Genomic DNA, 24,062 nt, shown 5'->3' on the forward strand with positions numbered 1-24,062 from the left:
GGGCCCGCACGGCGCGGGCGGCGGCGGCGTCCGGACGGCACGAACGGCCGGTCGGGACGGCGCTAGACAACCATCGACCACCGACACCGGTTCCGCAATCCGCCGAGGGGATGACTCCCCCGGCCCGCGGCCGCCGGGACGCGCGGAGGACGCGCAGGAGACGTGTCGGCGGCGGCTCCTACACTTCCAGGATGCGCATCGCCACCTGGAACGTGAACTCCATCCGGGCCCGCACCGGCCGCGTCGTCGACTGGCTCGTGCGCGAGGACGTGGACGTCCTCGCCATGCAGGAGCTCAAGTGCAAGCCCGAGCAGTTCCCGCACGAGGCCTTCGCCGACGCCGGGTACCACGTCGAGATGGTCGGGCTCAGCCAGTGGAACGGCGTCGGCATCGCCTCGCGCCTGCCGATGGAGGACGTGCAGGTCGGCTTCCCGGGCATGCCCGGCTTCGCGAAGGAGGCGGCGGCCGACGGCTCCTACCCGCTCGAGGCCCGCGCGATCGGCGCGACGGTCGACGGCGTGCGCGTCTGGAGCCTCTACGTTCCGAACGGCCGCGCGGTCGACGACCCGCACTACCTCTACAAGCTCGAGTGGCTCGCGGCCCTCGAGGCGAGCACCCGCGAGTGGCTGGCCGCCGAGCCCGACCTGCCGCTCGCCCTGGTCGGCGACTGGAACGTCGCGCCGCTCGACAGCGACGTGGGCGATCCGAGCCTCGGCCCCGGATCCACGCACGTCTCGATCCCCGAGCGCGCCGCCTTCGCCGCCTTCGAGGACGCGGGCCTGCGCGACGTCGTCCGCCCCCTCGTGCCCGAGGGCTACACCTACTGGGACTACAAGCAGCTCCGCTTCCCGCGCAACGAGGGGCTGCGGATCGACTTCGTGCTCGGCTCCCCCGCGTTCGGCGAGCTCGTCACCGGCGCCTCGATCCACCGCGACGAGCGCAAGGGCGACGCCCCGAGCGACCACGTCCCGGTGGTGGTCGATCTCGACCTGGAGACGACCCTCGACGACGACCGCCCGATGATCTTCTGAGCATGGCCTCGTCGAAGAAGAAGCGCGCGCGGGCCCAGGCCGCCTCGGCCGGCGCCTCCCGCCCCGCCGCCCGACCCGCGACGGCGCGCCCTGCGACCGCACGCCCCGGAGCCGCGCACGACGAGTTCCGGTCCGACGCCTACCGCTCGGTGGGCGAGATCATCGCCGCCGGGAAGCCGCGCCGGCGCCGCTGGGACCTCGTGCTCTCGATCCTCGGCTGCCTCGCCCTCGGCCTGCTCACGATCGTGCTCGGCTACCTCGCCGCGATCCTCTCGGTCTTCCCCGCGCAGTGCGAGGGCCAGAACTTCGCCTGCGACTTCGACCGGATCGACTGGGGCGTCTCGATCGCGCTGATCGGGCCGCCCGCGCTGACACTGATCGCCGTGGCCGTGACGGTCGTGCGCTACCTCGTGGGCCGCCGCGCGTTCCTCGTGCCGGTCATCGGGTTCGTGCTCTGCATCGCCACCGCGTTCCTCGCCTCCTCGCTCGTGACGAGCTCGATCCCCGGGTCGGCGCTGGTCTAGCACCGACCCGGGGCGCGTCAGCGGTCGGCGTGCTCGGCGCTGGTCCAGCACCGACCCGGAGGCGCGTCAACGGTCGGCGTGCTCGGGGCTGGTCCAGCACCGACCCGGAGGCGCGCGAAGGCGAGGTCAGCCGCAGGCGGGCTCGTCGTTCAGCGTGACCGCGGTGGGGTTGATCATCGGGGTCACCCGCACGGTCTGGTCGCCGAAGCCGGAGGCGTCGCCGGCGCTGAACTGCACGTCGAACGTCTCGGACTGGCCGGGCGAGAGCTGCACGGCGACCTTCGAGACGGGACGGCCGAGGTCGTCGAGGCTCTCGGGTCCGTAGCCGGTGCCGTCGGCCCAGGCCGCGCTCGACACCGTGGTCCCGGGAGGGCCGTAGACGTAGATGTTGGTGACGAAGTCGCCCAGGGGGTACGCACCGCGCCCGCCGGCCGCGGCGACGTAGCCGGGCAGCGTCCGAGCGACCGCCTTCGAGATCGTGTTGGTCACGGTGACGGAGGTGGTGAAGACCGCGCCCGAGGCGGCGCACCGGCCCGCGCTCGACTGCGTGACCGCCGTGCTCAGGTAGTAGTCCATCTTCGAGCCGCCCGAGGCGTCCTGGAAGAACACTCCGGTGGTCGTGCCGTCGGTCGTCGTCTGCGGCAGGACCCCCGCGATCGGCGTGGGCGCGAGGAGCGCCTGCTCGTCGGCGTCGGAGCTGTAGGCGAGGATGCGGCTCTCGTCGACCGCCTTCACGATCGCCGGGAGCATCTTCGTCGGCTCCATCTCCCCGCCGAGGATCTTGCCCAGGACCGTCGCGCTCGCCTCCGAGAAGAACTCGTCGGTGCGCTCGGCCACGACCGACTCCGGGTAGCGGAAGTAGACCTCGTTGAGCAGGGTCGAGACGGTGTTCTCGCTCGTGAGGACCGTGCCGTCGGTGAGGGTCACGGGCCCGGTCGAGCCGAGGAGGTAGGAGAGGGCGACGGGGTCGATCGCGAGGACGCCGTCGATCCTCTGCTCGGGGAACTTCTGCGCCCAGAACTGCGAGGCGATCGAGGCGGCCGTCGGGAAGTCGGGGCGGCTGGTCGAGACGTTGAAGGTCGTCGCCATGTTCTCGCCGATGGTGTCGAGCGCGCTCTGGTCGACGGTGACGGGCGCCAGACCGCGGAAGTCGCCGCTGCCCAGCTGACGGCCGATCGATATCGCGCCGCCGTCGACGTCGAGCTGCATCACCGACGACGCGCCGCCGCCCAGAGCCTGCGACTCCGCCAGGTTCTGGAACATCACCAGGTAGTGGCGCGGACCGGACGCTCCGAGGGAGTCGGGGAGGATCGCGGTGAGCGGCTCGACCTGCTCCATCGCCGCGGTCGCGGTGGCCAGCTGCGGAGTGAAGGAGTCGAGGGCCGAGGCGACCTGCGGCACCAGCGGGCCGCGGTCGATGCCCTCGACGCGGGTCTGCGCCGCGTCGACGACCTCCTTGGCGACGGTGATCTTCTGCGACAGCTCGGTGATCGCCGCGAGGTCTACCCTGCCGTCGACGGGCTTGAGGATGTCGAGCGAGGTCGTGGAGAGCGGCGTGACGATCCGGCCGGAGACGTCGTCGGCGATCTCGGTCGCGGCGCGGACCGCGGACAGGTTCGGCCCGAGGACGGGCACCACCTCCATCACCCGCCACACCGGGTCCTCGGTCTCGTCGCGCGCCTCGCCGGTGAGGGTCGCGATCCGGCCCGCGATCTCCTCCGCCCCGGAGGTGTCGAACGTCGTCAGCCTGTCCGTCACCTGCGACACCAGCGGGATCGCCTCGGTCAGCTTGTCGCGGACGGTCATCGCCTTGTCGTAGGTGCGCACGCCGAGGAGCACCGCGACGACGGCGCCGATCAGCAGGACCAGGAGGACGATCAGCGTGATCCAGAGGCCGCGACGGCGGCGCGGCCTGCCGCGGGCGGAGCGGTCGGCGGACGTGGTGGTGCTCATTCGAGAGAGCCTAAGCGACGGTCGGCGGAGTGCGACCGGGCCCGCGCCACCGGCCCCGTCCCAGGACGAGGGACACGCGACGCGGATGCGCGGGCCGTCCGGCGCCTCCGCCGGGACCGAGCGGGAGGCGGGGATGCTGCTCCGCTCAGCCCAGCAGGAGGGACACCCCGATGAGCACGGGCACCGCGGCGACCGTGGTCACGAGGGCCGTGTCGCGGGCGACGGCGATGCCCCGGTCGTAGCGCGAGGCGAAGGTGAAGATGTTCTGCGCGGTCGGCAGCGCGGCGGTCACCGTCACCACGAAGAGGTGCTCGGAGTCGAGGTGGAACGCGAAGCGCCCCAGCAGCAGCGCGACCGCCGGCATCACCAGCGACTTGAGCACGGAGGCGACGACCACCTCGACCCGCGCCGGCCCCGCCTCCAGCGGCCGCTGCCCGCGCAGCGACATCCCGAAGGCGATCAGCACCAGCGGGATCGACGCGTTGCCGATGATCGAGAACGGCTGCAGCACGGGCGCGGGAAGCTCCACGCCGGTGAGGGCGACGACGAGGCCGAGGGCGGAGGCGATGATCATCGGGTTCCGCAGCGGCTGCGTGAGGATCGCGCCGACCGAGGTCCGCCCGCTCGTCGAGACGTCGAGCAGCGTCAGGATCGTCGGCGCGAGGACGATCAGCTGCAGGAGGAGCGTCGGGGCCACCCACTGCGGATCGCCCAGCACGTAGATGGCGACCGGCAGCCCGATGTTGTTGGCGTTGACGTAGGAGGAGGCCGCGGTACCGATCACCGTCTCCGGCAGCGGGCGGGGGAAGAGCAGCCGCGAGGCCAGCACGTAGAGCAGGGCGACGGTCAGCACCGTCAGGAGCGAGACGAGCAGGAACGAGGAGAAGAGGACGGAGACGTCGGCCCGTGACAGCACGGTGAACAGCAGCGCCGGCGTCGTGACGAAGAAGGCGATCCGCGACAGGATCAGCCGGCTCTCGGGCGGGACGATCCGGAACCGCGCGATCAGGTAGCCGACCGCGATGACGACCCCGATGATCGAGAAGCCGGTGAGCACGCCCTCCACGCCGCCGCCTCCCCGCCGCGGCCCGTCCGCTGTCGCGCCTCCACCCTAGGCAGTGGCCGGGCGTTGCAGCGCCGGCGGGACGCGCCTACGGTGTGCGGCATGCCGCATCTCGAGGTCCCCGGCGCGAGCCTCTACTGGGAGGCGGACGGCCACGCCTCCGCGCCCGCCCTGCTGCTCGTGCACGCGGGCATCGCCGACCTGCGGATGTGGGACCCGCTCGTCCCCGACCTCTCGCGCGACCGGCTGGTGGTCCGCTACGACGTCCGCGGCGCGGGCGGAACGAGCACGGAGGACGTGGAGTACGACCCGCGCCGGGACGCCCTGGACGTGCTCGACCACCTCGGGGTCGAGCGCGCGGTGGTCGTCGGCTGCTCGCGGGGCGGGACGCTCGCGCTCGACCTGGCGCTCGAGCATCCGGAGCGGGTGACCGGCCTGGTCGTGATCGCGCCGGGCCTGGCGGGCTTCGACTACCCCGCGCTGACGGCGGAGGAGGAGCGGCGCTTCGGGGAGGTCGAGGCGCTGGAGCTCGCGGGCGAGCGGGAGGCCGCGGCGATCGTCGAGGCGGAGCTCTGGGCCGTGGGTCCCGACCGCTCCGCGGACGACGTGGCTCCGGAGTTCCTCGCGCGGGTCCGGGAGCTCGCGCTCACGGGCGTCGGCCACGAGGCGGAGGCCCCCCGCCCGATCGATCCCTCCGGGCCGGCGGGCGAGCGGCTCGGGGAGATCGCCGTGCCGACCCTCGTCGTGGCGGGCGCGCACGACCTCTCCGAGTCGCTGCCGGTCTGCGAGCACCTCGCCGCCGAGGTGGGCGGTGCCGAGCTGCACGTGCTCGAGGACGCGGCGCACCTGCCCGGCCTCGCGCACCCCGAGGAGTTCCTGGCGGTGCTGCGGCCGTGGCTGGAGCGCCACGGGATCTGATCAGGCCACGGCGGCCAGGTCGAACGCCCAGTCCACGTAGAGCTCCGGCGGTTCGCCCTGCTCGACGAGGTCGATCCGGTCGAAGCCGGCCTCGACGCAGGTCGCGCCCGCGTCCAGGTCGCTCTCCGCCACGAAGGCGTGCACGAAGCGGGGCACGGGGAACGCCGCCGCCTCCTCGAGCAGCATCCGCACGGAGGCCGCGGTGATGCCGCGGGCGTGCGGAGCGATGCTCCACGCCGCCTCGTAGGCGACGACGCCGCGCGAGCAGCCGTACCAATAGCCGATGGAGCCGACGGAGAGTCCGTCCAGCTCGACCACGTAGAAGAACGCGTCGCCGTCCGCCCAACCGCGCAGGTAGCGGTCGTGGCGCACGAGGATCTCGCTCTCGCTCTCGAGTCCGCCGCCCGCGTGCGCGAGGGTGTCGCGCAGGACGGAGGCGTCCGCCTGCGGCCAGGGGAGCAGGCGGAGGTTCTCGGGGTGGTGGTCGATGCTGGCTGTTCTCTGGTCGCTTCCGGGTTCGGGTCCCGTCACGCGCTCCGATCCTCTCTCTCAGGATGGCTCGCCGATCGAGCGCGCCGCCAGGGTGTTCGGCGCGCCTGTCCGATCGGATGTCTCCGCACTCGGGATGCGGACACGGTGTCGCCCCATTTTCGACCCGATCAGGGGAGGGAAACGGAAGCGGTGAGGAATCTAGCCCCGGACGGGGGGTGGCACCTGCACAGCACCTGGGCAGCCGCTGACCGCGGGGCCTCCGAGGGGCGGCGGAGACGTGCGCCCGCCCCCGCGAGATCGCCGCTTCGCTCCGCTGAGACGCAAGAAAAGCGCGCGCACGAGCCCATACGCTCGGAGTCGGAGCGCGTTCCGCTCCTGCAGCCCCGTATCACCAGCGTGAGGAGGATCACCATGTCGCAAGCCGCGCAGAGCACCGTCGTCGGAGAACCCGAGGTCGTCGAGGACCGCGTGGAGGACTCCGCCGCCTGGCTCGACCTGAAGGCGGCCGCCGCCGCGCTGCAGCCGCTCCAGTCCCAGGACGGCTCGCTCGCCGAGCCCGAGCGGCTCGAGGAGGCGCGCACCCTCGTCGAGCGGATCGTCGCCGGCGTCCGCACCCTCGCCCCCGCGTTCCCGCACGACGCCGCGTATCTCGACGCGCTGGTCGTCGACCTCGAGCGCTGGAGCGCCGGCGGCCTCGGCCTGCCCGACTTCCTCGACTCGCTCACCGCGTTCCAGCCGCAGCTCGAGCGCGTCGACGGCCGCCGCCACCTCGTCGTCTTCCCCATGTACACCCAGAACGGCAGCCGCGACCGCCACGTCGAGGCCGTCCTCGTCGAGGTCGTCTGGCCGCGGTTCGTCGCCGAGCTGGAGGCGGGCGACTACTCCAACGCCCTCTTCGTGCCCGTGCGCTTCGTCGACTTCACCGCCGGCTACGACACCGACAGCGCCGTGCTGTTCCCCGAGACGGTCGCGATGCGCTCCGTCCCGTCCTTCACCTGGGGCGCGATCTTCGCCGACCGCGAGGCGGCCCGGTTCCGCCGCGTCGTCACGGAGGCGGCCCGGATCACCCGTCTCGAGCTCCCGGAGGACGCGCAGCGCCTGCTGGCCGACCAGCGCCTGGCGGAGGAGTCCTTCGTGATGTGGGACCTCATCCACGACCGCACCCACATGCGCGGCGACCTGCCGTTCGACCCGTTCATGATCAAGCAGCGGATGCCCTTCTTCCTCTACTCGCTGGAGGAGCTGCGGTGCGATCTCACCGCCTTCCGCGAGGCCGTCGCCATCGAGCGCCGCCTCGGCGCGCTCGACCGCCGCGACGACGAGGAGGAGGCGCTGGCCGAGCGCTCGCGCTTCGTGCAGTACGCGATCCTGTTCGACCGGCTCTTCCGCTTCCCGCTCACCGGGTCGCGGGTGCGCAACTACGACGGCCTCGGCGGCCAGCTGCTCTTCGCCTGGCTGCACCAGCACGGCGTCCTGCACTGGACCGACACCCGGCTGGCGTTCGAGTGGGACGGCGTCGCCGACGTGGTCGTCGCCCTCTCGGACGCGATCGACGAGCTCTACTGGCGCTCGATCGACCGGCCGAAGACGGCGCACTGGCTGGCCGCGCACGAGCTGATCGCGGCCACTCTCACTCCGCACCCCGCCTCCGCCTGGGCCGGCGGGCTCCCGGACGAGGTGCTGCTCGGCGCCCCGCGCGGCCTCACCGACGCGGTGCTGGACGACGAGTTCCCGCTGTCGATGTTCTACGAGGCCCTCGGGAGGAAGATGGGCGACGTCATCGCCTCGACCCGGGGCATCACCGGCCGGGACTGACGTCGCGCCCGGGAGGCGGCGGGGTGCGCTCCTCCGCCTCCCGGGGCCCCGTCCGACCGGCGTCGGTTAGCGTGGGGCGCATGCCCTCAGGTGACGGAGCCGCGGACCCGCTCGACGCGGGCTGGATCCGGCGAGCGCCGAGCCGGGCCGGATACGTGCGCGACGCGGTCACCGCGGGGATCCTGCTGGTGGCGACGATCGTCTCCGTCGCGCTGTACTCCTCGGCGGGCTTCCCGGACGCGGCGCACCCCGTCGTCAGCGCCCACTGGGCCGTCCTGATGACCCTTCCCCTCGCGCTGCGCCGCCGGTTCCCCGCGAGCGTGGCGGCCGGGCTCTCCGTCGTCTACGCGCTCGGGATCGTGCTCCAGGTGCCGGAGTCGCTCTTCGGCCAGATCTGCCTGTTCCTCGCGCTCTACACGGTCGGCGCGTGGGGCCGGAACCGGCGCACGGCGCTCGTCGTCCGAGTGGCGATCGCGGTCGGGATGCTGGGCTGGCTGCTCACCACCCTCGCCACGGGCGAGTACTTCGGCAGCTCCGTGCCGGTCGACGACTCCCCCGGCCTGCTCTCGCCCTACGCGGCGGAGTCGGCCCTCGCGGTCGTGTCGAACCTGCTCTACTTCGGCAGCGCCTACGTCTTCGGCGAGGCGTCGTGGCAGTCGGCCCGCCGGCTGGAGGCGCTCGAGACGCGCACGGCCGAGCTCGACGACGAGCGGGAGCGCTCCTCGCGGCAGGCCGTGTCCTCCGAGCGGCTGCGGATCGCGCGCGAGCTGCACGACGTGGTCGCGCACCACGTCAGCGTGATGGGCGTGCAGGCGGGAGCGGCGCGGCGGGTGCTGGCGCGGGATCCGGAGCGGGCGGCGGCCTCGCTCAGCGCCATCGAGGGCGACGCGCGCTCGGCGATCGAGGAGCTGCACCGCATCCTGGTCGCGCTGCGCGCCGAGGACGCGGTGCCGAATCCGCTCACCGACGCCGCGTCCACCCGTGGGGTGGCCCAGCTCGAGGAGCTGGTCGCGGCGTCCAGCGGGTCGGGCCTGCCCACCGTCTTCCTCACCCTCGGCACGCCCCGCGAGATCCCCGCGACGGTGGGGCTCAGCCTCTACCGCATCGCGCAGGAGTCGCTCACGAACGTCCGCAAGCACGCGGGGCGCGGCGCGCACGCCGAGGTGCGCCTCCGCTACGCCCCCGACGCGGTCGAGCTTGAGATCGCCGACGACGGCGGGTCCGGCCCGCACCCGAGCGCTCCCGCCTCCTGCGGACTGGGGCACACCGGCATGAGCGAGCGCGCGGCCGCGGTCGGCGGCTGGATCGAGATGGGGCCGAGGGGCGGAGGGTACCTCGTGCACGCCCGGGTGCCGCTGTCCCCCGTCCGGGCGAGCGTGCCGGACGCCGACGACCCGGTACCGTCGTCGGAGACGTCGCGGGGGCGTCAGGAGCGAGCGAGCGGGGGCCGCCCATGACCGAGCACGTGCGCGTGCTGCTCGTCGACGACCAGGAGCTCGTCCGCGTGGGCTTCCGCATCATCCTCGAGTCGGAGCCGGGGATCGAGGTGGTCGGCGAGGCCCGCACCGGGTTCGAGGCCCTGCAGCGCGCCTCCGAGCTGCGCCCCGACGTGATCTGCATGGACGTGCAGATGCCCGGCCTCGACGGCCTGGCCGCGACCCGCGAGATCGTGGCCGACCCGCGCCTGTGCTCGCGGGTGCTCATCCTCACCACCTTCGACCGCGACGACTACCTCTTCGAGGCGCTCTCGGCCGGCGCCAGCGGGTTCCTGCTCAAGAACGCGTCGCCGGAGGAGCTGGTCGAGGCCGTGCAGGTGGTCGCCCGCGGCGACGCGATGCTCGCCCCCGACGTCACCCGGCGCGTGATCGAGCGGTTCGCGTCCGTGCCCGAGCGCACGCCGGCCGCCGCCGACCACTCCGGAGTGGCCGATCTGACGGACCGCGAGCGGGAGGTGCTCGTGCACCTGGCGCGGGGCTGGTCGAACGCCGAGATCGCGGCCGAGCTGTTCGTGGGCGAGGCGACCGTGAAGACGCACGTCTCGAAGATCCTGATGAAGCTCGGCGTGCGCGACCGGATCCAGGCGGTCGTGTTCGCCTACGAGCACGGGATCGCGGTGCCGGGGCGCCCCTGAGCGGTCGGCCGGGCGGTCAGCGCCGGGGCTGGCTCGAGGCCGGGCGCGGCGGGGTGCGGCGGACGAACTCCATCCGGATCTCCGGCACGATCTTCCGGTCGAGCACGACCGTCATGTAGCGGCCGTCGACGCGGGCGCCGATCGCGACCACGTCCGGATCGGTGTCCACGCGGTAGCCGCGCAGCGCCTCCCCGTCCACGATCACCGGGACGCCCCGCACGACGTCCTCGTCGCGGAGGGCGGCGGCGACCACCGGCATCCCGCCGCGGCGGCTGCGCACGCGGCCCGGGAAGGTGTTGCGGAGCACGTCGCCCATGTGGGCCGCGAGGCGGGACTCCAGGGGCCGGCTGCGCTCGGCGGGGATCGGCACGGAGGTGCGGACCGCCTCCCAGAGCACCGGGTACCGCATCCGCGTCACCTGGTCGACCATCCACGGCGGCAGGTGGTCGTTCTCGGCGCGCTCGATCGCGCGCTTCTGCTCGGGGGTCAGCGGGACGTGGTTGACGGGGTCGGCGCGGTTGCGCGGGTTCTTGTAGAACGAGTACGAGAGCGAGATCTCGACGAAGCGGCCGAGCGCCATCGTCTGCGCCGCGGCGAACTCCTCCAGCCTCGGCTGGGGCGCGAACGCGAGGACGGGATCGCCGAAGCGAGCCGCGATCTCGTCCACCCCGGGAGGGGCGGGCATGTCGCGGACAGCTCCCGTCGTGTCCATGCGCATACGTCAAGAGTGGCCTGCCTCCCAGCCGATACCAACTTCTTGACGGAGATCGGCTTTCGGGTCGTCGTCCTTTCACCTGCCCGAAACATGCGGGAGGCAGGAGGGGTGTCTCGGCGGGCGCCGCCGGGGCTCCTCCGGGCGGCGGGCTGCGAAGATGGAGGGATGAGCGCTCTGCACGATCCCGACGTCCGCGGCTTCGCCTCCGACAACTACTCCGGAGTGCACGACGAGGTCCTGGCCGCGATCGCCGCGGCCAACGGAGCGCACCAGATCGCCTACGGCGAGGACGTCTACACCGAGCGCCTGCAGGAGGCGTTCCGCCGCGAGTTCGGCGAGCAGGCCCAGGCCTTCCCCGTCTTCAACGGCACGGGCGCCAACGTCACCGGCCTGCAGTCGATGCTGCCGCGGTGGGGCGCCGTCGTCTCGGCGGGCACCGCGCACATCACCTCCGACGAGGGCGGAGCGCCGGAGAAGGTCGGCGGGATCAAGATCCTCACGGTCCCCACGCCCGACGGCAAGCTGACCCCGGCGCTGGTCGACCAGGAGGCGTGGGGCTTCGGCGACGAGCACCGCGCCCAGCCGCTCGTGGTCTCGATCACCCAGTCCTCCGAGCTCGGCACCGTCTACACCCCGGAGGAGGTGCGCGCGCTCGCCGACCACGCGCACGGCCTCGGCATGCGGCTGCACATGGACGGGGCGCGCATCGCGAACGCCGCGGCCGCCCTCGGCCTGCCCCTGCGCTCCTTCACGACCGACGCAGGCGTCGACGTGCTCTCGTTCGGCGGCACCAAGAACGGCATCCTGCTCGGCGAGGCGATCGTCGTGCTCGACCCGGCGGCCTCGACCGGGCTGACCTTCCTCCGCAAGACCAACATGCAGCTGTCCTCCAAGATGCGCTTCATCTCGGCGCAGCTGCTCGCCCTGCTCGGCGACGGCGGCGAGGAGGAGCCCCTGTGGCTCCGCTCGGCCCGGCACGCGAACGCCATGGCGGCGCGCCTGCGCTCGGGGCTCGAGGAGGCGATCGCCGCCTGCCGGATCACCGGGCTCGAGTTCACGCAGCAGACCCAGGCCAACGCGGTGTTCGCGACGCTGCCGCCCGGAGTCGCGGACCGGCTCCGCGCCGCCTACCGCTTCTACGACTGGAACCCGGCGACCGGCGAGGTCCGCTGGGTCTGCTCCTTCGACACGACGGAGGACGACATCGACGCGTTCACGGCCGCGATCGAGCGCGAGCTGGCCGCGTGAGGGCCCGCCTCCCGCGCCTGGCGACGGTCGGCGCCGCGCTCGCCGTTCTCGTCGCGCTGACGGGCTGCACGTCGGCCGAACGCTCGGACGTCGCGGCCACCCCGTCGGCGTCCGAGACCGCCGCTCCGACTCCCTCCGCGACTCCGACGCCCTCGCCCACGGCCTCGACCCGCCTGGGCTGCGACTCCCTCCTCCCCGCCACACGGGCGGCCTCGGCGCTGGGGGTCTCCCGCAGCGCTCTCGAGGGCAGCCGCGAGGTGACGACGCGCTCCTCGGGCGAGCTGATCCGCGAGGCCGCGGAGGAGAACGGCGGAGTGCTCCGCTGCGCCTGGTACGACGAGGACGCCTCGATCACCGCGGCGGCGGTCGACGACGCCGCCGAGGCGTTCGCGGGCCGTCCGGGCCCGCGCCTCGAGACCGGCGTCGAGGCCTACGGCTCCTGCACCGACGGCAGCTGCGACCTGGACCTGCTCGCCGGCGCCACCTGGGTGACGCTGCAGCTGCGAGGCGCCCCCGCGGCCGTCGACCTCGCCGCGCTGGCGACCGGCACCGCCTCCGCCGCGCTCGGCAGCCTCGACGAGCCGGTCACCGCGACGGCGCCCGTCTGCACCGAGGTCCTGACGGCCGAGCAGCTGTCCGGTGCCGCCGGTCTCGCGCAGGCGACCGCGGGGACGGGGACCGGGACGCCGACCACCGCGTCGGCCGCTGCCGCCGCCCGGGCCGGATACGCCTCCTGCAGCTGGAGCGACGCCTCCAGCGCCGCCTACTCGGGCGTGACGGTCGACGCGCTCCCGAACGGCGACGACGGCTGGCGGAACCTCTCGCTGACCTCGGGCCTGGCGATCCCGCTCGAGCCGCTCGACGGCTTCGGCGAGAAGGCCCTCACCGGCTGCGCGGCGGGCGTGTGCGAGATCGACGCGCTCGCCGACGACGTGTGGTGGCGCGTGACCGTCACCGGCGACGCGGCGAAGGCCGAGGCCGTCGCCCGCGCCGTGCTCGCGAACGCCTGACCCGGGCACCCCGCTCCTCCTCCGCGAGCGGGTCAGCGCCAGTACTCGTACCAGGACGACTCGCGGCAGCCGAGGGACGCGTAGAGGCGGCGGGCGCCGACGTTCTCGGCGAGCACCTGGAGCCAGAAGCGCGCGACGCCCCGGCCGGACGCGTCCTCGAGGAGGGCGCGGATCACGGCGGAGGCGAGCCCGCGGCGCCGGGCGTCCGGCCGGGTCGCCAGCGCGAAGAGGCCGCCCCAGAGCTCGCCGTCCGGCGCCGTGACGAGCGCGAGGCGGCCGGTCGCGGCCGGGCCGTCCCCGTCGACGGCGAGCGCGTAGGAGGAGGGGCAGCCCGCGAGGATGCGCTCGGCGACCGCGCGCTCCTCCGCTCCACCGCGACCGTCCACCGACCACCAGAGGGCGAGCCAGTCCTCGTCGGGAGCCGGGGCGAGGCGGACGCGAGGCTGCGGCGCGGGCCTCGGCGGCACTGGCCTCGACGGCGCGGACCCCGACGTCGTGGACAGGGCGGCGAGCGCCTCCTGCACCGAACCCGTCAGCACGAGCGTCCGGTCGATCGGCGCGGCGCCCCGCTCGGCGAGCAGCCCGGTCAGACCGGCGGGGCTCGGCGGTCCGATCTGCACGAGGGGTGCGATCCCGTGCTCGCGGGCGAACGCCTCCGCCGTGTCGAGGGCCGCCTCCTGGTCGACGACGTCGCCGGACGCGAGCACCGAGTTCGCGCGCTTGGTGACCCCCGAGGAGGCGCGCAGCTCCCATGGGCCGAGGGGGCGCCGCACGAGCGCGGGCCAGGCGTCGGCGGCGAGGCGGTCGAGCAGGCGCGGATCCATCGGGCCACGGTAGCGGGAGCGGCGCCGGAGCCCTGTGGACGCCCCCGGAGACGACTCCGGCCCGCCGGATCCGCCGCGGACGAGCCGAGCGGGATCCTGCGGGCCGGAGGCCGTGGAGGGACGAGCCCTACATGTTGATCATGTGCCCCTTGAGGCCGTGGAAGCCCTCCTGCAGCGCCTCCGACAGCGTCGGGTGGGTGTGCACGTTGCGGGCCAGCTCGGTCGCGGTGAGGTCCCACTTCTGGGCGAGCGTGAGCTCGGGGAGCAGCTCCGAGACGTCCGGGCCGATCATGTGGGCGCCGAGGAGCTCGCCGTACTTCTTGCTCGCGATGAGCTTCACGAAGCCGGTGGGCTCGCCGAGGCCGTGGGCCTTGCCGTTCGCCATGAAGGGGAAGGTCGAGACGGTGATCTCGTGTCCCTCGTCCGTCGCCTGCTTCTCGGTGAGGCCGAAGGAGGCGATCTGCGGCTGGCAGAACGTCGCCCGCGGCATCATCCGGTAGTCGCCCAGGGTCTGGGTCTCGGCACCGGCGAGGGTCTCGGCGGCGACGACGCCCTGCGCCTCCGCGACGTGCGCGAGCTGCAGCTTCGCGGTGACGTCGCCGATGGCGTAGATGTGCGGCACGTTGGTGCGCATGTGGTCGTCGATCGCGATCGCGCCGCGCTCGGTGAGCTCGACGCCCGTCTTCTCGAGGCCGAAGCCCTCGGTGCGGGGGACCCAGCCGATCGACATGAGCACCTTGTCGACCTCGAGGGTCGACTGCGTGCCGTCCTTCGCGGTGTAGGTGACCGTGACGTAGCCGTCCTTGTCGACGACCGACTCGACCTTGGTCGAGGTCAGGATCTCGACGCCGAGCTTCTTGTACTGCTTCTGGATCTCCTTGGAGACGTCCGGGTCCTCGTTGGGGAGGGCGCGGTCCATGAACTCGATGATCGTCACGTCGACGCCGTAGTTCTTGAGGACGTAGGCGAACTCCATGCCGATCGCGCCCGCGCCCACGATGGCCATCGTGTCGGGGAGCTCGCGGGTCATGATCTGGGTCTCGTAGGTGACGACGTTCTCGGAGAGCTCGACGCCGGGGAGGAGGCGGACGCTCGCGCCGGTCGCGATGATCGCGTCGTCGAAGGTCAGCGACTCCGTGCCGCCCTTGCTCAGCTGCACGTCGAGACCCTGCGGGCCGGTGAAGGAGCCGACGCCGTCGAACTCGGCGATCTTGTTCTTCTTCATCAGGAAGTGGACGCCCTTGGTGCGGCCGTCCGCGACCGAGCGGCTGCGGTCGAACGCCGCGCCGAAGTCGAACGAGACGTCGCCCGAGATGCCGAACTGCTTCGCCTGGGTGTGGAAGAGGTGGGCGAGCTCCGCGTTGCGCAGCAGCGCCTTGGACGGGATGCAGCCGACGTTGAGGCAGACACCGCCCCAGTACTGCTTCTCGACGACGGCGACGGACTTGCCGAGCTGGGCGGCGCGGATCGCGGCCACGTATCCGCCGGGGCCTGCCCCCAGGACGACGACGTCGAAGTGCTGGGCCATGGATGATCCTCCAGAGTCGTGGATGGTGGTGCGCGGGGTGACCACGCCGTCTCCCACCGTACCGTTCCGGGACTCGGAGGCGGCCCGCTCCTCCGTGGGCGAACGCGCGCGCGGGCGCCTGCCGTGCGCGCGAGGGAATGCCCGCGGGGCGGGCACGGTTGGGCTCCACGGGCGACGGAGCCCCTCCCCCAGTCCCCCGCACGGAAGAAGCCCCGCGATGTCCGCCACCGCCTCCCGCACCGCCAGCACCAGCGCCCCGATCCTCGACGTCCTCGCGGAGCGCTGGAGCCCCCGCTCCTACGACGCGTCCGCGACCGTCTCCGACGAGACCCTCGCGTCCCTCCTCGAGGCCGCGCGCTGGTCCCCGTCCGCCAGCAACTCGCAGCCGTGGCGCTTCATCGTCGCCCGCCGCGGAACCGACGAGTTCGACCGCATCGTCGCGACGCTCGCCGGCTTCAACGGCGCCTGGGCCGGCTCCGCCGCCGTCCTGGTCGTCGCGCTGGCCGAGACCGTCGACTCCGAGGGGAAGCCGCGCCCCTGGGCCGTCTACGACCTCGGCCAGTCGATCGCCCACCTCAGCGTCCAGGCGCACCACGAGGGCCTGCACGTGCACCAGATGGCCGGCTTCGACAAGGACGCCGTCCGCGCCGCGTTCGGCGTCGACGAGCGCTTCGACCCGGTGACGATCGCCGCGGTGGGAGTCGCGGCCGACGCCGACGCGCTGGCGAACGAGACCCTCCGCGAGCGCGAGACCGCGCCGCGCACCCGCCTGCCCCTCGAGGAGCTCGTGCTCGTCCAGGCGTAGCCCTCCGGCGGAAGGCCTCCCCCGTCCGCGGACCGGGGAGGCCTTTCGCGTCCCTCCCCCTGTGTTACTCCCCGTGTCGGTCCCCGCTGTGCCGCCGGGAGCCTCTCCGTACGATCGGACGATCCGCCCGCCCGTCCCGCTGCCCGGAGAGACATGCCCGCCACCCCCGCCGCCCGCACGAGCCTGGCCTTCGACGCCGAGCTCGGCCAGTCGGCGTTCCCCGTGCGCTTCGAGGGGGTCGGCCGCACCTTCGCGCCCGGGTCCCCCGTGCTGACGGACGTGACGCTCGAGGCCGCCGCGGGCGAGGTCATCGCGATCCTCGGCCCGAGCGGCTGCGGCAAGTCGACGCTGCTGCGCATCGCGGCGGGCCTGGACACCGCCTCCGAGGGGTCCGTCCTCATCGACGGCGCCCCCGTCTCCGGCATCGACCCGCGCTGCGCGGTGGCGTTCCAGGAGCCGCGGCTGCTGCCCTGGCGGAGCATCGCCGACAACGTCGCGCTCGGCCTGCCGCGCGGCACCCCGCGCCCGGCCGCCCGCGCCGCCGTCGACGAGCTGCTCTCGCTGGTCGGCCTCACCGTGCACGCCCGCTCGCGGCCCCGCGAGGTGTCCGGAGGCATGGCCCAGCGCGCTTCCCTCGCCCGCGCCCTCGCCCGGAACCCCGGCGTGCTCCTCCTGGACGAGCCCTTCGGGGCGCTCGACGCGCTGACCCGCCTGCGGATGCAGGACCTGCTGCTCGACGTGCACGCGGCGGCTCCGGCGACGATCCTGCTCGTCACCCACGACGTCGACGAGGCCCTCCAGCTGGCCGACCGCATCGTGCTCCTCGGGCGCGACGAGCCCGGAGGCGTCTCGCGCATCCAGCGGATCGTCACCGTCCCCGGAGCGCGGCCGCGCGACCGCGGCTCGGCGGAGCTCGCCGAGCACCGGGCCGAGCTCCTCGCGGGGCTGGGCATCGAGCGGCACTGACCCCGGGCGGATCGACCCGCATCCCTCCACCCGGGCGGCACGGTCCGGGCGGCACGACCTCCCTCCCCAGCCGCCTCCTCCTCCCGCTCTCCACCGCACGAGCACCTCCCCGCACCGCCCCTCCCCTGCAGCGTCCACACTCGCTGTCACCGCATCCCCGAAGCCGAGGCCCCCATGTCGTTCACCAGCTCCCCGCTCACCCGCCGCACCGCTCTCGCCGGTCTGCTCACCGCCGCCGCCGTCCCGCTCCTCGCGGGCTGCGTGCAGGGCGAGGGCGGAGGAGGAGCGGCGGCCGCGACCGCCGACGCCGCCTCCGGAGGAACTCAGGGCGGCACGCTCACGCTCGACTTCGCGACGTACAACCCGCTGAGCCTGGTCATCAAGGAGAAGGGCTGGCTCGAGGCCGCCCTCGCCGAGCAGCAGGTCACCGTCGCCTGGGTGCAGTCGGCCGGCTCCAACAAGGCCAACGAGGCCCTGCGCGCCGGAGCGATCGACGTCGGCTCCACCGCCGGCTCCGCCGCGCTGCTCGCCCGCTCGAACGGCTCGCCGATCAAGACGATCGACATCTTCTCGCAGCCGGAGTGGTCGGCCCTCGTCGTCCCCGCCGGCTCGGCGATCACGTCGGTCGAGCAGCTCAAGGGCAAGCAGATCGCGGCCACCAAGGGCACCGACCCGTACTTCTTCCTGGTGCAGGCGCTCGAGGCCGCCGGGCTGGGCATCGGCGACGTGACGGTGCAGAACCTGCAGCACGCCGACGGCTGGGCGGCGCTGCAGAACGGCTCCGTCGACGCCTGGGCGGGCCTGGACCCGATCATGGCCGGCGCCGAGGCGGCCGGGGCGACCCTGCTCTACCGAAACGTCGACTTCAACTCCTACGGCCTGCTCAACGCGACCGAGAGCTTCCTCGCCGAGAAGCCGGACCTCGCGCAGACCGTCGTGAACGCGTACGAGCACGCCCGCGCCTGGGCGCTCGAGAACCAGGACGAGACGGCGAGCATCCTCGCCTCCGTCGCCGGCCTCGACGTGGCGGTGGCGACGACGGTCATCACCGAGCGCAGCAACCTCGACGTCGACAACGTCCCCGGCTCCGCGCAGACCGACGTGCTCGCCGTGATCGGCCCGATCTTCGTCGAGAACGGCGACGTCGCCTCGCAGCAGCAGGTCGACGACGCGCTCGACTCGCTGCTCGACGACACCTACGCCTCGGCGGCCGACCCGAGCGCCATCGGCGCCTGAGGGTCCGGCCCTCCGCCCCCGACCCCGTGATCCGAGGAGACCGACGATGACGATCCGCGACGACGACACCGCGACCGACGCCGATGTGCTGCGGCGGAGCGCGCTGTCCGCGCCGATGCCGGGTGAGCCCGGACTCGTGACGGCGGGCCCGTCGGTCGCGGCCTCCCAGCGCCGCCTCCGCGAGGACCGCTCCCACCCGCTCACCACGCGACGGTGGTTCGTGGTCGCGGGAGGCGCGATCCTGCCCGTGCTGCTGCTCGCCGCCTGGCAGATCGCGACGACGACCGGGATGGTCTCGGTGGCGGTCTTCCCCTCGCCCGCGATGGTCTGGGCGGCCGGCGTCGACCTCGCCCAGCGCGGCGACCTCGGCCAGGACGTCGCCATCTCGACGCAGCGCGTGCTCATCGGGTTCGCGCTCGGCTCGGCGCTCGGGCTCGTGGTCGGCGCGCTCTTCGGGCTCTCCCGCGTCTGGGAGGTCGTCCTCGGGCCGACCCTCGGCGCGATCCGGGCGGTCCCGTCGCTGGCCTGGGTCCCGCTGCTGCTGCTCTGGATGGGCATCGGCGAGGAGTCGAAGATCACGCTGATCACGATCGGCGCCTTCTTCCCGGTCTTCACCACGGTGGCCACGGCGCTCGGCCACGTCGACCGGCACCTCGTCGAGGCGGGCCGCGCCTTCGGCCTCTCGGGCGTCCGGCTCTTCACGACGGTGCAGCTGCCCGCGGTGATCCCCTCCGTGATCTCCGGGCTGCGCCTCGCGCTCGCCCAGTCGTGGCTGTTCCTGGTCGCCTCCGAGCTCATCGCCTCCTCGATGGGCCTCGGCTTCCGCCTCATCGACAGCCAGAACAACGGCCGGATCGACCGGGTGTTCCTGGCGATCGTCCTGCTGGCCGTGCTGGGCAAGCTCACCGATGCCGTCGTCGGCGTGTTCCAGCGCTACGCCGTGAGGAAGTGGGCGTGAGCGCCGGGGAGGGAGCTCCGAGCGTGAGCGGGACGATCGCCAACCTGCTCGACGAGCACCGCCGGTTCCCCCCGCCCGCGGCCTTCGCCGCGCAGGCGAACGCGGGCGCGGAGGAGTACTCGCGCGCCGCCGCCGATCCGGTCGCGTTCTGGGAGGAGGCCGCCCGCCGCCTCGAGTGGGCGGAGCCGTGGCACACCGCCCACAGCTGGGAGCCTGCCGCTCCGCTGCCCGACGGCTCGCTCTCGGTGCCGCGCACGACCTGGTTCGAGGGCGGACGGCTGAACGTGGCCGTCAACTGCGTCGACCGCCACGTGGACGCGGGACGCGGCGGGAAGACCGCCCTCCACTTCGAGGGCGAGCGCGGCGACCGGCGGTCGATCACCTACGCCGAGCTCCAGCGCGAGGTCTCCCGCGCCGCGAACGCGCTGACCGCGCTCGGGATCGGTAAGGGCGACCGCGTCGTCGTCTATCTCCCGGTGATCCCCGAGACCGTCGTCATCACGCTCGCGATCGCGCGGATCGGCGCGATCCACTCGCTCGTCTTCGGCGGCTTCTCCGCCGAGGCGGTGCGGTTCCGCGTGGAGGACACCGGCGCGAAGCTCCTGGTCACCACGGACGGGCAGTTCCGGCGCGGAGCGGCGGTGCCGGTCAAGGCGAGCGCCGACCGGGCGGTCGAGGGCGTCGCGTCGATCGAGCACGTCCTCGTCGTCCGCCGCACCGGTGAGACCGACGTCCCGTGGACCCCGGGCCGCGACGTCTGGTGGCACGAGCTGGTCGACGCGCAGAGCGACGTCCACGAGGCCGAGGCCTTCGACTCCGAGACGCCGCTGTTCATCATCTACACCTCCGGCACGACCGGGAAGCCCAAGGGACTGGTGCACACCAGCGGCGGCTACCTCACGCAGGCCTCCTGGACGCACTGGGCGGTGTTCGACGCGAAGCCGGACGACGTGCACTGGTGCACCGCCGACCTCGCCTGGGTCACCGCGCACACCTACGAGATCTACGGACCGCTCTCGAACGGGCTCACCCAGGTGATCTACGAGGGCACCCCGAGCACCCCGCACACCGCCCGGCACTTCGAGATCATCGAGCGGTACGGGGTGACCGTCTACTACACGGCGCCGACGCTGATCCGGACGCTGATGACCTGGTTCCCCGAGGGCGTGCCCGCCCGGTACGACCTGTCGAGCCTGCGCCTGCTCGGCACCGTCGGCGAGTCCATCAACCCCGAGGCCTGGGTCTGGTTCCACGAGGCGATCGGCGGCGGACGCTGCCCGATCGTCGACACCTGGTGGCAGTCCGAGACCGGCGCCGCGGTGATGTGCCCGCTGCCGGGCGTCTCGACCCTCAAGCCGGGCTCGTCGCTCGGAGCCCTGCCCGGGCTCGGCGTCCTCGTGGTGGACGAGCACGGCGAGCGGGTGCCGAACGGCTCCGGCGGCTACCTCGTGGTCGACCGGACCGGGCCGGCGCTCGCCCGCACCGTGTGGGGCGACCCGGAGCGGTACCGCGACTCCTACTGGGCCCGCTACGCGTCCCAGGGGTGGTTCTTCTCCGGGGACGGCGCGAAGTACGACGCCGACGGCGACGTCTGGGTGCTGGGCCGCGTCGACGACGTCATCAACGTCTCCGGGCACCGCCTGTCCACGATCGAGATCGAGTCGGCACTCGTCGCCCATCCGGCCGTCGGCGAGGCCGGAGTCGTCGGAGTCGCCGACGCGACGACCGGGCAGGCGATCGCGGCGTTCGTCATCCCCTCCGACGAGGCCGTCGACCGCGCCGAGGAGGACCCGGCCTACTGGGCCGCGCTCGGCACGACGCTCTCGGCGCTCCTGCGCGACCACGTGGCGGTCGCGATCGGTCCGATCGCCAAGCCGCGCGACGTGGTGGTGGTGCCGGATCTGCCCAAGACCCGCTCCGGCAAGATCATGCGGCGGCTGCTCGGCGACATCCGCGACGGCCGCCCGCTCGGAGACGTGACGAGCCTCCAGGACGACACCGTCCCGGCGCGCATCGCCCGCATCGTCGCCGAGCGCGGGTAGGCGCCGCGCCAGTCGGACGCGGCGGGCGGACCCTGTTTCGGGGAGGCGTCGGGAGCCTGCGCGTCCGCGGCGAGGAGGGGCCGCCGGGGAGCATCCGGAGTAGCGTGAAGCCGTGCGCGACGTCCAACAGCAGATCATCTCCGAGCTCCACGTCTCCCCCGCCGTCGATCCGGCCGTCGAGGTCGAACGGCGCAGCGGATTCCTCGCCGACTACCTCCGCAGCACCGGCGCGAAGGGCCTCGTCCTCGGCATCAGCGGCGGCCAGGACTCGAGCCTCGCCGGGCGCCTCTGCCAGCTCGCGGTCGAGCAGGTCCGCGCGAGCGGCGGCGACGCCTCCTTCATCGCGGTCCGCCTGCCGTACAAGGTGCAGGCCGACGAGGAGGACGCCCAGCTCGCCCTCACGTTCATCCGCCCGGACCGCCAGGTCGTCTTCGACATCCACCAGGGCGTCGACGGCGTGGCCGCAGCATTCGGCGACGCGGTCGACGAGCCGATCAGCGACTTCGTGAAGGGCAACGTGAAGGCGCGGATGCGGATGATCGCGCAGTACGCGATCGCCGGCCAGGCCGGGATGCTCGTCGTCGGGACCGACCACGCGGCCGAGGCGGTCACCGGCTTCTTCACGAAGTACGGCGACGGCGGCGCCGACGTCCTCCCGCTCACCGGTCTCACCAAGCGGCAGGGCCGCTCGCTCCTCGAGCACCTGGACGCACCGGCGCGGCTCTACGAGAAGGCGCCGACGGCGGACCTGCTCGACGACAACCCCGGCCAGACCGACGAGACGAACCTCGGGCTCACCTACGCCGACCTCGACACGTACCTCGAGGGCGGCGAGGTCGACCGGGCCGTCGCCGAGGCCATCGAGGCGCGGTACGCCGCGACCGAGCACAAGCGCCAGGTGCCGCTGTCGATGTTCGACGACTGGTGGCGCTGAGCCGCCGCTGACCGCTGCCAGCAGCCGGCAGCTCAGGACCGCACGGGGCCCCGCTGAGGCGGGGCTCCCGTGCGTCCGGCGCGGAACCGGCGCGCAGTCCGGACCTGCCGCGGTATCAGGAGTCGGCGCGGGCGTTGTAGACGAGCACCTCGCCGGAGTCGACGGAGGCGCGGTAGGCGCGGAACACGTCGAGGGCCTCGTCGCGGAGCACGCCGTCGACGACCTCGATACCGCGGGCCTCGAACTGCGCGGCCCAGTCCTCGCGCATCGGCCCCTCGTCGAAGGTGCTGATCTCCTCGAGCTCGGGGCCGGAGCCCGCGACGACCAGGCGGCGCACCCCCGACCACATCGTCGCTCCGTAGCACTGCACGCACGGGCGCCAGTTGACGACCAGGTCGTGCGCGGGGAGGCCCTCGCCGCCGAGGTCCCAGGTGCCGAGCGCGGTCTGCGCGAGACCGAGCGCCGTCACCTCGGCGTGGCCGGACGAGACCCCGCTGCCGAGGACGACGTTCACTCCGACCGAGACGAGACGACCGGAGTCGCGCTCGACGACGATCGCCGCGAACGGGCCGCCGTTCCCCTCGCGGAAGTTGCGGTCGGCGAGCGCGTGCACGAGTGCCATCCGGTCCTCGAGGCTCGGGAGGACCTCGGGGACGTCGCGGAGGGCGTCACCGATCCAGGCGGGCAGGGCGATCTCGTAGCGGGTGGCGAGGCGGTCGATGTCCATGGGTCCTCCGGGAGACGGGGCGGGGCGGGGCGGCGGGCGGAGAGGGATGCGCGGCAGGCACGGCACAAATGACGCGCGGGCGGCGGCGGCCGTCGCCCCTCAGCCTCGCAGTGCCGAGCGCCGGAGACGGAATCGGCCCGGCGCGTCGACGCGGAGGTCAGGCGAGGAGGGCCTCGCCGAGCGCCGCGGCCTGCGCCGCCCAGAAGCGCTTCGCCACGCCGGACCGGCGGAACAGGGCGTCGAAGCCGTGGAAGGCGCCCTCCACGATCTCGAGCCCGCACGGCACTCCGGCCGCGCGCAGGCGCTCGGCGTAGCGGACGTCCTCGTCGTGGAAGAGGTCGAGGCCGCCGACGCCGATCCAGGCCGGCGGCAGGCCCGTGAGGTCGTCGCGGCGGGCGGGGGCGGCATAAGCCGTGACGCCGGGGCCGCCGGGCTCGCCTGCGAGGTAGGCGGTCCAGCCGAAGCGGTTGCTGCCCGGGGTCCAGACGCGGACTCCGCGCGGAGGAGGACCGGGCCGGGTGACGGTGCGGTCGTCGAGCATCGGGTAGACGAGCAGCTGGAACGCGGGCTGCGCTCCTCCGCGGTCGTGGGCGAGGAGGGTCGCACCCGCGGCGATGCCGCCGCCCGCGCTCGCGCCTCCGACGGCGATGCGCGCCGGGTCGACGCCGCGCTCCTGCGCGTGCTCGACGAGCCAGTCGAACGCGGCCAGCACGTCCTCGACGGCAGCCGGGGCCGGATGCGCGGGCGCGAGGCGGTAGTCGACGGAGACGACCGTGATGCCCAGGGTGCGAGCGAAGTCGATGCAGGACGCCTCGTCCTGGAGGTGGCTGCCGAGCACCATGCCGCCGCCGTGCACCCAGAGGAGCGCGGGAGCGGTACCGCGGAGGATGCGCGGCCGGTAGCTGCGGGCCCGGACGGGAGCGGCTCCGGCGACGGGGATCTCGAGGTCGTCGACCACGATGTCGGGCGGAGCCTCGCCTCCCTCGGCGACGCGACGCGTGGCGAGGCGCAGCAGTCGCGGGCCGAGGACGATCGGTGGGAGGAAGCGACCGAGCGCGAGGTCGGGGTGGAAGAGGGGCGCCGTCGTGGCGGTGCGGGCTGACGCGGTCATGCGCGGGAGGCTACCCCTCGCGGCCGTGCCG

Annotated in this window: 22 protein-coding genes; 14 read left to right on the top strand and 8 right to left on the bottom strand. The window is 73.5% G+C overall.

Annotated elements, in window-relative coordinates:
- Window positions 1-191 precede the first annotated feature (191 nt).
- Both C5D09_RS07960 and C5D09_RS07965 read left to right on the top strand, forming a co-directional pair.
- A complete protein-coding gene (locus C5D09_RS07960; RefSeq protein WP_104269033.1) occupies window positions 192-1,031 on the top strand; it encodes an exodeoxyribonuclease III in 840 nt (279 codons plus the stop codon).
- 2 nt (window positions 1,032-1,033) lie between these two features.
- Window positions 1,034-1,555 (top strand): DUF6264 family protein, encoded by a 522-nt coding sequence (locus C5D09_RS07965; protein ID WP_104239195.1) that lies wholly within the window; start codon window positions 1,034-1,036, stop codon window positions 1,553-1,555.
- A gap of 126 nt (window positions 1,556-1,681) precedes the next feature.
- On the opposite strand, the gene C5D09_RS07970 is transcribed toward C5D09_RS07965, so the two are convergent.
- Complete coding sequence (locus C5D09_RS07970) at window positions 1,682-3,508, bottom strand: DUF4012 domain-containing protein (protein WP_104269034.1); 1,827 nt, start codon at window positions 3,506-3,508, stop codon at window positions 1,682-1,684.
- Window positions 3,509-3,653: 145 nt separating this feature from the next.
- Entirely contained in the window at window positions 3,654-4,574 is a 921-nt protein-coding gene (locus C5D09_RS07975) for an AEC family transporter (protein ID WP_104256593.1), read from the bottom strand.
- Window positions 4,575-4,673: 99 nt separating this feature from the next.
- On the opposite strand from C5D09_RS07975, the gene C5D09_RS07980 reads away from it, so the two are divergent.
- Complete coding sequence (locus tag C5D09_RS07980) at window positions 4,674-5,489, top strand: alpha/beta fold hydrolase (protein WP_104269035.1); 816 nt, start codon at window positions 4,674-4,676, stop codon at window positions 5,487-5,489.
- On the opposite strand, the gene C5D09_RS07985 is transcribed toward C5D09_RS07980, so the two are convergent.
- Window positions 5,490-6,020, bottom strand: coding sequence for a hypothetical protein (locus C5D09_RS07985; protein WP_104222811.1), 531 nt, complete (start codon window positions 6,018-6,020; stop codon window positions 5,490-5,492).
- 372 nt (window positions 6,021-6,392) lie between these two features.
- Here C5D09_RS07985 and C5D09_RS07990 point away from each other — a divergent pair, with 372 nt between their 5' ends.
- The 3 genes from C5D09_RS07990 to C5D09_RS08000 all read left to right on the top strand — a co-directional run bounded on the left by C5D09_RS07990 (window position 6,393) and on the right by C5D09_RS08000 (window position 9,927).
- Window positions 6,393-7,796, top strand: coding sequence for a DUF6421 family protein (locus C5D09_RS07990; RefSeq protein ID WP_104269036.1), 1,404 nt, complete (start codon window positions 6,393-6,395; stop codon window positions 7,794-7,796).
- Between the two features lie 80 nt (window positions 7,797-7,876).
- Window positions 7,877-9,253: a sensor histidine kinase gene (locus tag C5D09_RS07995; protein WP_104260958.1), complete on the top strand. Its 1,377-nt coding sequence runs from the start codon at window positions 7,877-7,879 to the stop codon at window positions 9,251-9,253.
- Window positions 9,250-9,927, top strand: a complete 678-nt coding sequence (locus C5D09_RS08000) for a response regulator transcription factor (RefSeq protein ID WP_104262610.1) — start codon at window positions 9,250-9,252, stop codon at window positions 9,925-9,927. The genes C5D09_RS07995 and C5D09_RS08000 overlap by 4 nt, the downstream gene beginning before the upstream one ends.
- Window positions 9,928-9,943: 16 nt before the next feature.
- Here C5D09_RS08000 and C5D09_RS08005 read toward each other — a convergent pair whose 3' ends face one another.
- Window positions 9,944-10,639 (bottom strand): hypothetical protein, encoded by a 696-nt coding sequence (locus tag C5D09_RS08005; protein WP_104239200.1) that lies wholly within the window; start codon window positions 10,637-10,639, stop codon window positions 9,944-9,946.
- Between the two features lie 168 nt (window positions 10,640-10,807).
- Between C5D09_RS08005 and C5D09_RS08010 the strand changes: the two genes are divergently transcribed.
- Entirely contained in the window at window positions 10,808-11,890 is a 1,083-nt protein-coding gene (locus C5D09_RS08010) for a low specificity L-threonine aldolase (protein WP_104269037.1), read from the top strand.
- The gene (locus tag C5D09_RS08015; protein WP_104269038.1) at window positions 11,887-12,900 is read left to right on the top strand and encodes a hypothetical protein; all 1,014 of its coding nucleotides are present in this window, start codon (window positions 11,887-11,889) and stop codon (window positions 12,898-12,900) included. Before C5D09_RS08010 ends, C5D09_RS08015 begins: the two co-directional genes overlap by 4 nt.
- 32 nt (window positions 12,901-12,932) lie before the next feature.
- Here C5D09_RS08015 and C5D09_RS08020 read toward each other — a convergent pair whose 3' ends face one another.
- Window positions 12,933-13,724, bottom strand: coding sequence for a GNAT family N-acetyltransferase (locus tag C5D09_RS08020; protein WP_104269039.1), 792 nt, complete (start codon window positions 13,722-13,724; stop codon window positions 12,933-12,935).
- 127 nt (window positions 13,725-13,851) lie between these two features.
- The gene (gene lpdA, locus C5D09_RS08025) at window positions 13,852-15,252 is read right to left on the bottom strand and encodes a dihydrolipoyl dehydrogenase (RefSeq protein ID WP_104222818.1); all 1,401 of its coding nucleotides are present in this window, start codon (window positions 15,250-15,252) and stop codon (window positions 13,852-13,854) included.
- A 217-nt stretch (window positions 15,253-15,469) separates the two neighbouring features.
- Here lpdA and C5D09_RS08030 point away from each other — a divergent pair, with 217 nt between their 5' ends.
- From C5D09_RS08030 to nadE, 6 genes are all read left to right on the top strand, one after another.
- Window positions 15,470-16,057 carry a nitroreductase family protein gene (locus tag C5D09_RS08030; protein ID WP_104222819.1) on the top strand — a complete coding sequence of 196 codons (588 nt, stop codon included), beginning with the start codon at window positions 15,470-15,472 and terminating at the stop codon, window positions 16,055-16,057.
- A gap of 153 nt (window positions 16,058-16,210) precedes the next feature.
- Window positions 16,211-17,023 (top strand): ABC transporter ATP-binding protein, encoded by an 813-nt coding sequence (locus tag C5D09_RS08035; protein WP_104269040.1) that lies wholly within the window; start codon window positions 16,211-16,213, stop codon window positions 17,021-17,023.
- A gap of 174 nt (window positions 17,024-17,197) precedes the next feature.
- A complete protein-coding gene (locus tag C5D09_RS08040; RefSeq protein ID WP_104269041.1) occupies window positions 17,198-18,259 on the top strand; it encodes an aliphatic sulfonate ABC transporter substrate-binding protein in 1,062 nt (353 codons plus the stop codon).
- A gap of 46 nt (window positions 18,260-18,305) precedes the next feature.
- Window positions 18,306-19,217 (top strand): ABC transporter permease, encoded by a 912-nt coding sequence (locus tag C5D09_RS08045; RefSeq protein WP_244229541.1) that lies wholly within the window; start codon window positions 18,306-18,308, stop codon window positions 19,215-19,217.
- Window positions 19,218-19,240: 23 nt separating this feature from the next.
- Entirely contained in the window at window positions 19,241-21,259 is a 2,019-nt protein-coding gene (gene acs, locus C5D09_RS08050; protein ID WP_104269055.1) for an acetate--CoA ligase, read from the top strand.
- A 112-nt stretch (window positions 21,260-21,371) separates the two neighbouring features.
- Window positions 21,372-22,193 (top strand): ammonia-dependent NAD(+) synthetase, encoded by an 822-nt coding sequence (gene nadE, locus C5D09_RS08055; protein ID WP_104222821.1) that lies wholly within the window; start codon window positions 21,372-21,374, stop codon window positions 22,191-22,193.
- 115 nt (window positions 22,194-22,308) lie between these two features.
- Here the strand turns inward: nadE and C5D09_RS08060 are convergent, their stop codons facing one another.
- A complete protein-coding gene (locus tag C5D09_RS08060) occupies window positions 22,309-22,920 on the bottom strand; it encodes a nucleoside deaminase (protein WP_181027247.1) in 612 nt (203 codons plus the stop codon).
- Window positions 22,921-23,077: 157 nt separating this feature from the next.
- Window positions 23,078-24,031: an alpha/beta hydrolase gene (locus C5D09_RS08065; protein WP_104269042.1), complete on the bottom strand. Its 954-nt coding sequence runs from the start codon at window positions 24,029-24,031 to the stop codon at window positions 23,078-23,080.
- Between the last annotated feature and the right edge of the window lie 31 nt (window positions 24,032-24,062).

The sequence above is a fragment of the Rathayibacter sp. AY1C9 genome, from assembly GCF_002932315.1.
Taxonomy (GTDB): domain Bacteria; phylum Actinomycetota; class Actinomycetes; order Actinomycetales; family Microbacteriaceae; genus Rathayibacter.

Coding starts and splice junctions, on each gene's coding strand:
- C5D09_RS07960 (WP_104269033.1), top strand. CDS start 192: ATGCGCATCGCCACCTGGAACGTGAACTCCATCCGGGCCCGCACCGGC.
- C5D09_RS07965 (WP_104239195.1), top strand. CDS start 1,034: ATGGCCTCGTCGAAGAAGAAGCGCGCGCGGGCCCAGGCCGCCTCGGCC.
- C5D09_RS07970 (WP_104269034.1), bottom strand. CDS start 3,508: ATGAGCACCACCACGTCCGCCGACCGCTCCGCCCGCGGCAGGCCGCGC.
- C5D09_RS07980 (WP_104269035.1), top strand. CDS start 4,674: ATGCCGCATCTCGAGGTCCCCGGCGCGAGCCTCTACTGGGAGGCGGAC.
- C5D09_RS07990 (WP_104269036.1), top strand. CDS start 6,393: ATGTCGCAAGCCGCGCAGAGCACCGTCGTCGGAGAACCCGAGGTCGTC.
- C5D09_RS07995 (WP_104260958.1), top strand. CDS start 7,877: ATGCCCTCAGGTGACGGAGCCGCGGACCCGCTCGACGCGGGCTGGATC.
- C5D09_RS08000 (WP_104262610.1), top strand. CDS start 9,250: ATGACCGAGCACGTGCGCGTGCTGCTCGTCGACGACCAGGAGCTCGTC.
- C5D09_RS08005 (WP_104239200.1), bottom strand. CDS start 10,639: ATGGACACGACGGGAGCTGTCCGCGACATGCCCGCCCCTCCCGGGGTG.
- C5D09_RS08010 (WP_104269037.1), top strand. CDS start 10,808: ATGAGCGCTCTGCACGATCCCGACGTCCGCGGCTTCGCCTCCGACAAC.
- C5D09_RS08020 (WP_104269039.1), bottom strand. CDS start 13,724: ATGGATCCGCGCCTGCTCGACCGCCTCGCCGCCGACGCCTGGCCCGCG.
- lpdA (WP_104222818.1), bottom strand. CDS start 15,252: ATGGCCCAGCACTTCGACGTCGTCGTCCTGGGGGCAGGCCCCGGCGGA.
- C5D09_RS08030 (WP_104222819.1), top strand. CDS start 15,470: ATGTCCGCCACCGCCTCCCGCACCGCCAGCACCAGCGCCCCGATCCTC.
- C5D09_RS08035 (WP_104269040.1), top strand. CDS start 16,211: ATGCCCGCCACCCCCGCCGCCCGCACGAGCCTGGCCTTCGACGCCGAG.
- C5D09_RS08040 (WP_104269041.1), top strand. CDS start 17,198: ATGTCGTTCACCAGCTCCCCGCTCACCCGCCGCACCGCTCTCGCCGGT.
- C5D09_RS08045 (WP_244229541.1), top strand. CDS start 18,306: ATGACGATCCGCGACGACGACACCGCGACCGACGCCGATGTGCTGCGG.
- C5D09_RS08060 (WP_181027247.1), bottom strand. CDS start 22,920: ATGGACATCGACCGCCTCGCCACCCGCTACGAGATCGCCCTGCCCGCC.
- C5D09_RS08065 (WP_104269042.1), bottom strand. CDS start 24,031: ATGACCGCGTCAGCCCGCACCGCCACGACGGCGCCCCTCTTCCACCCC.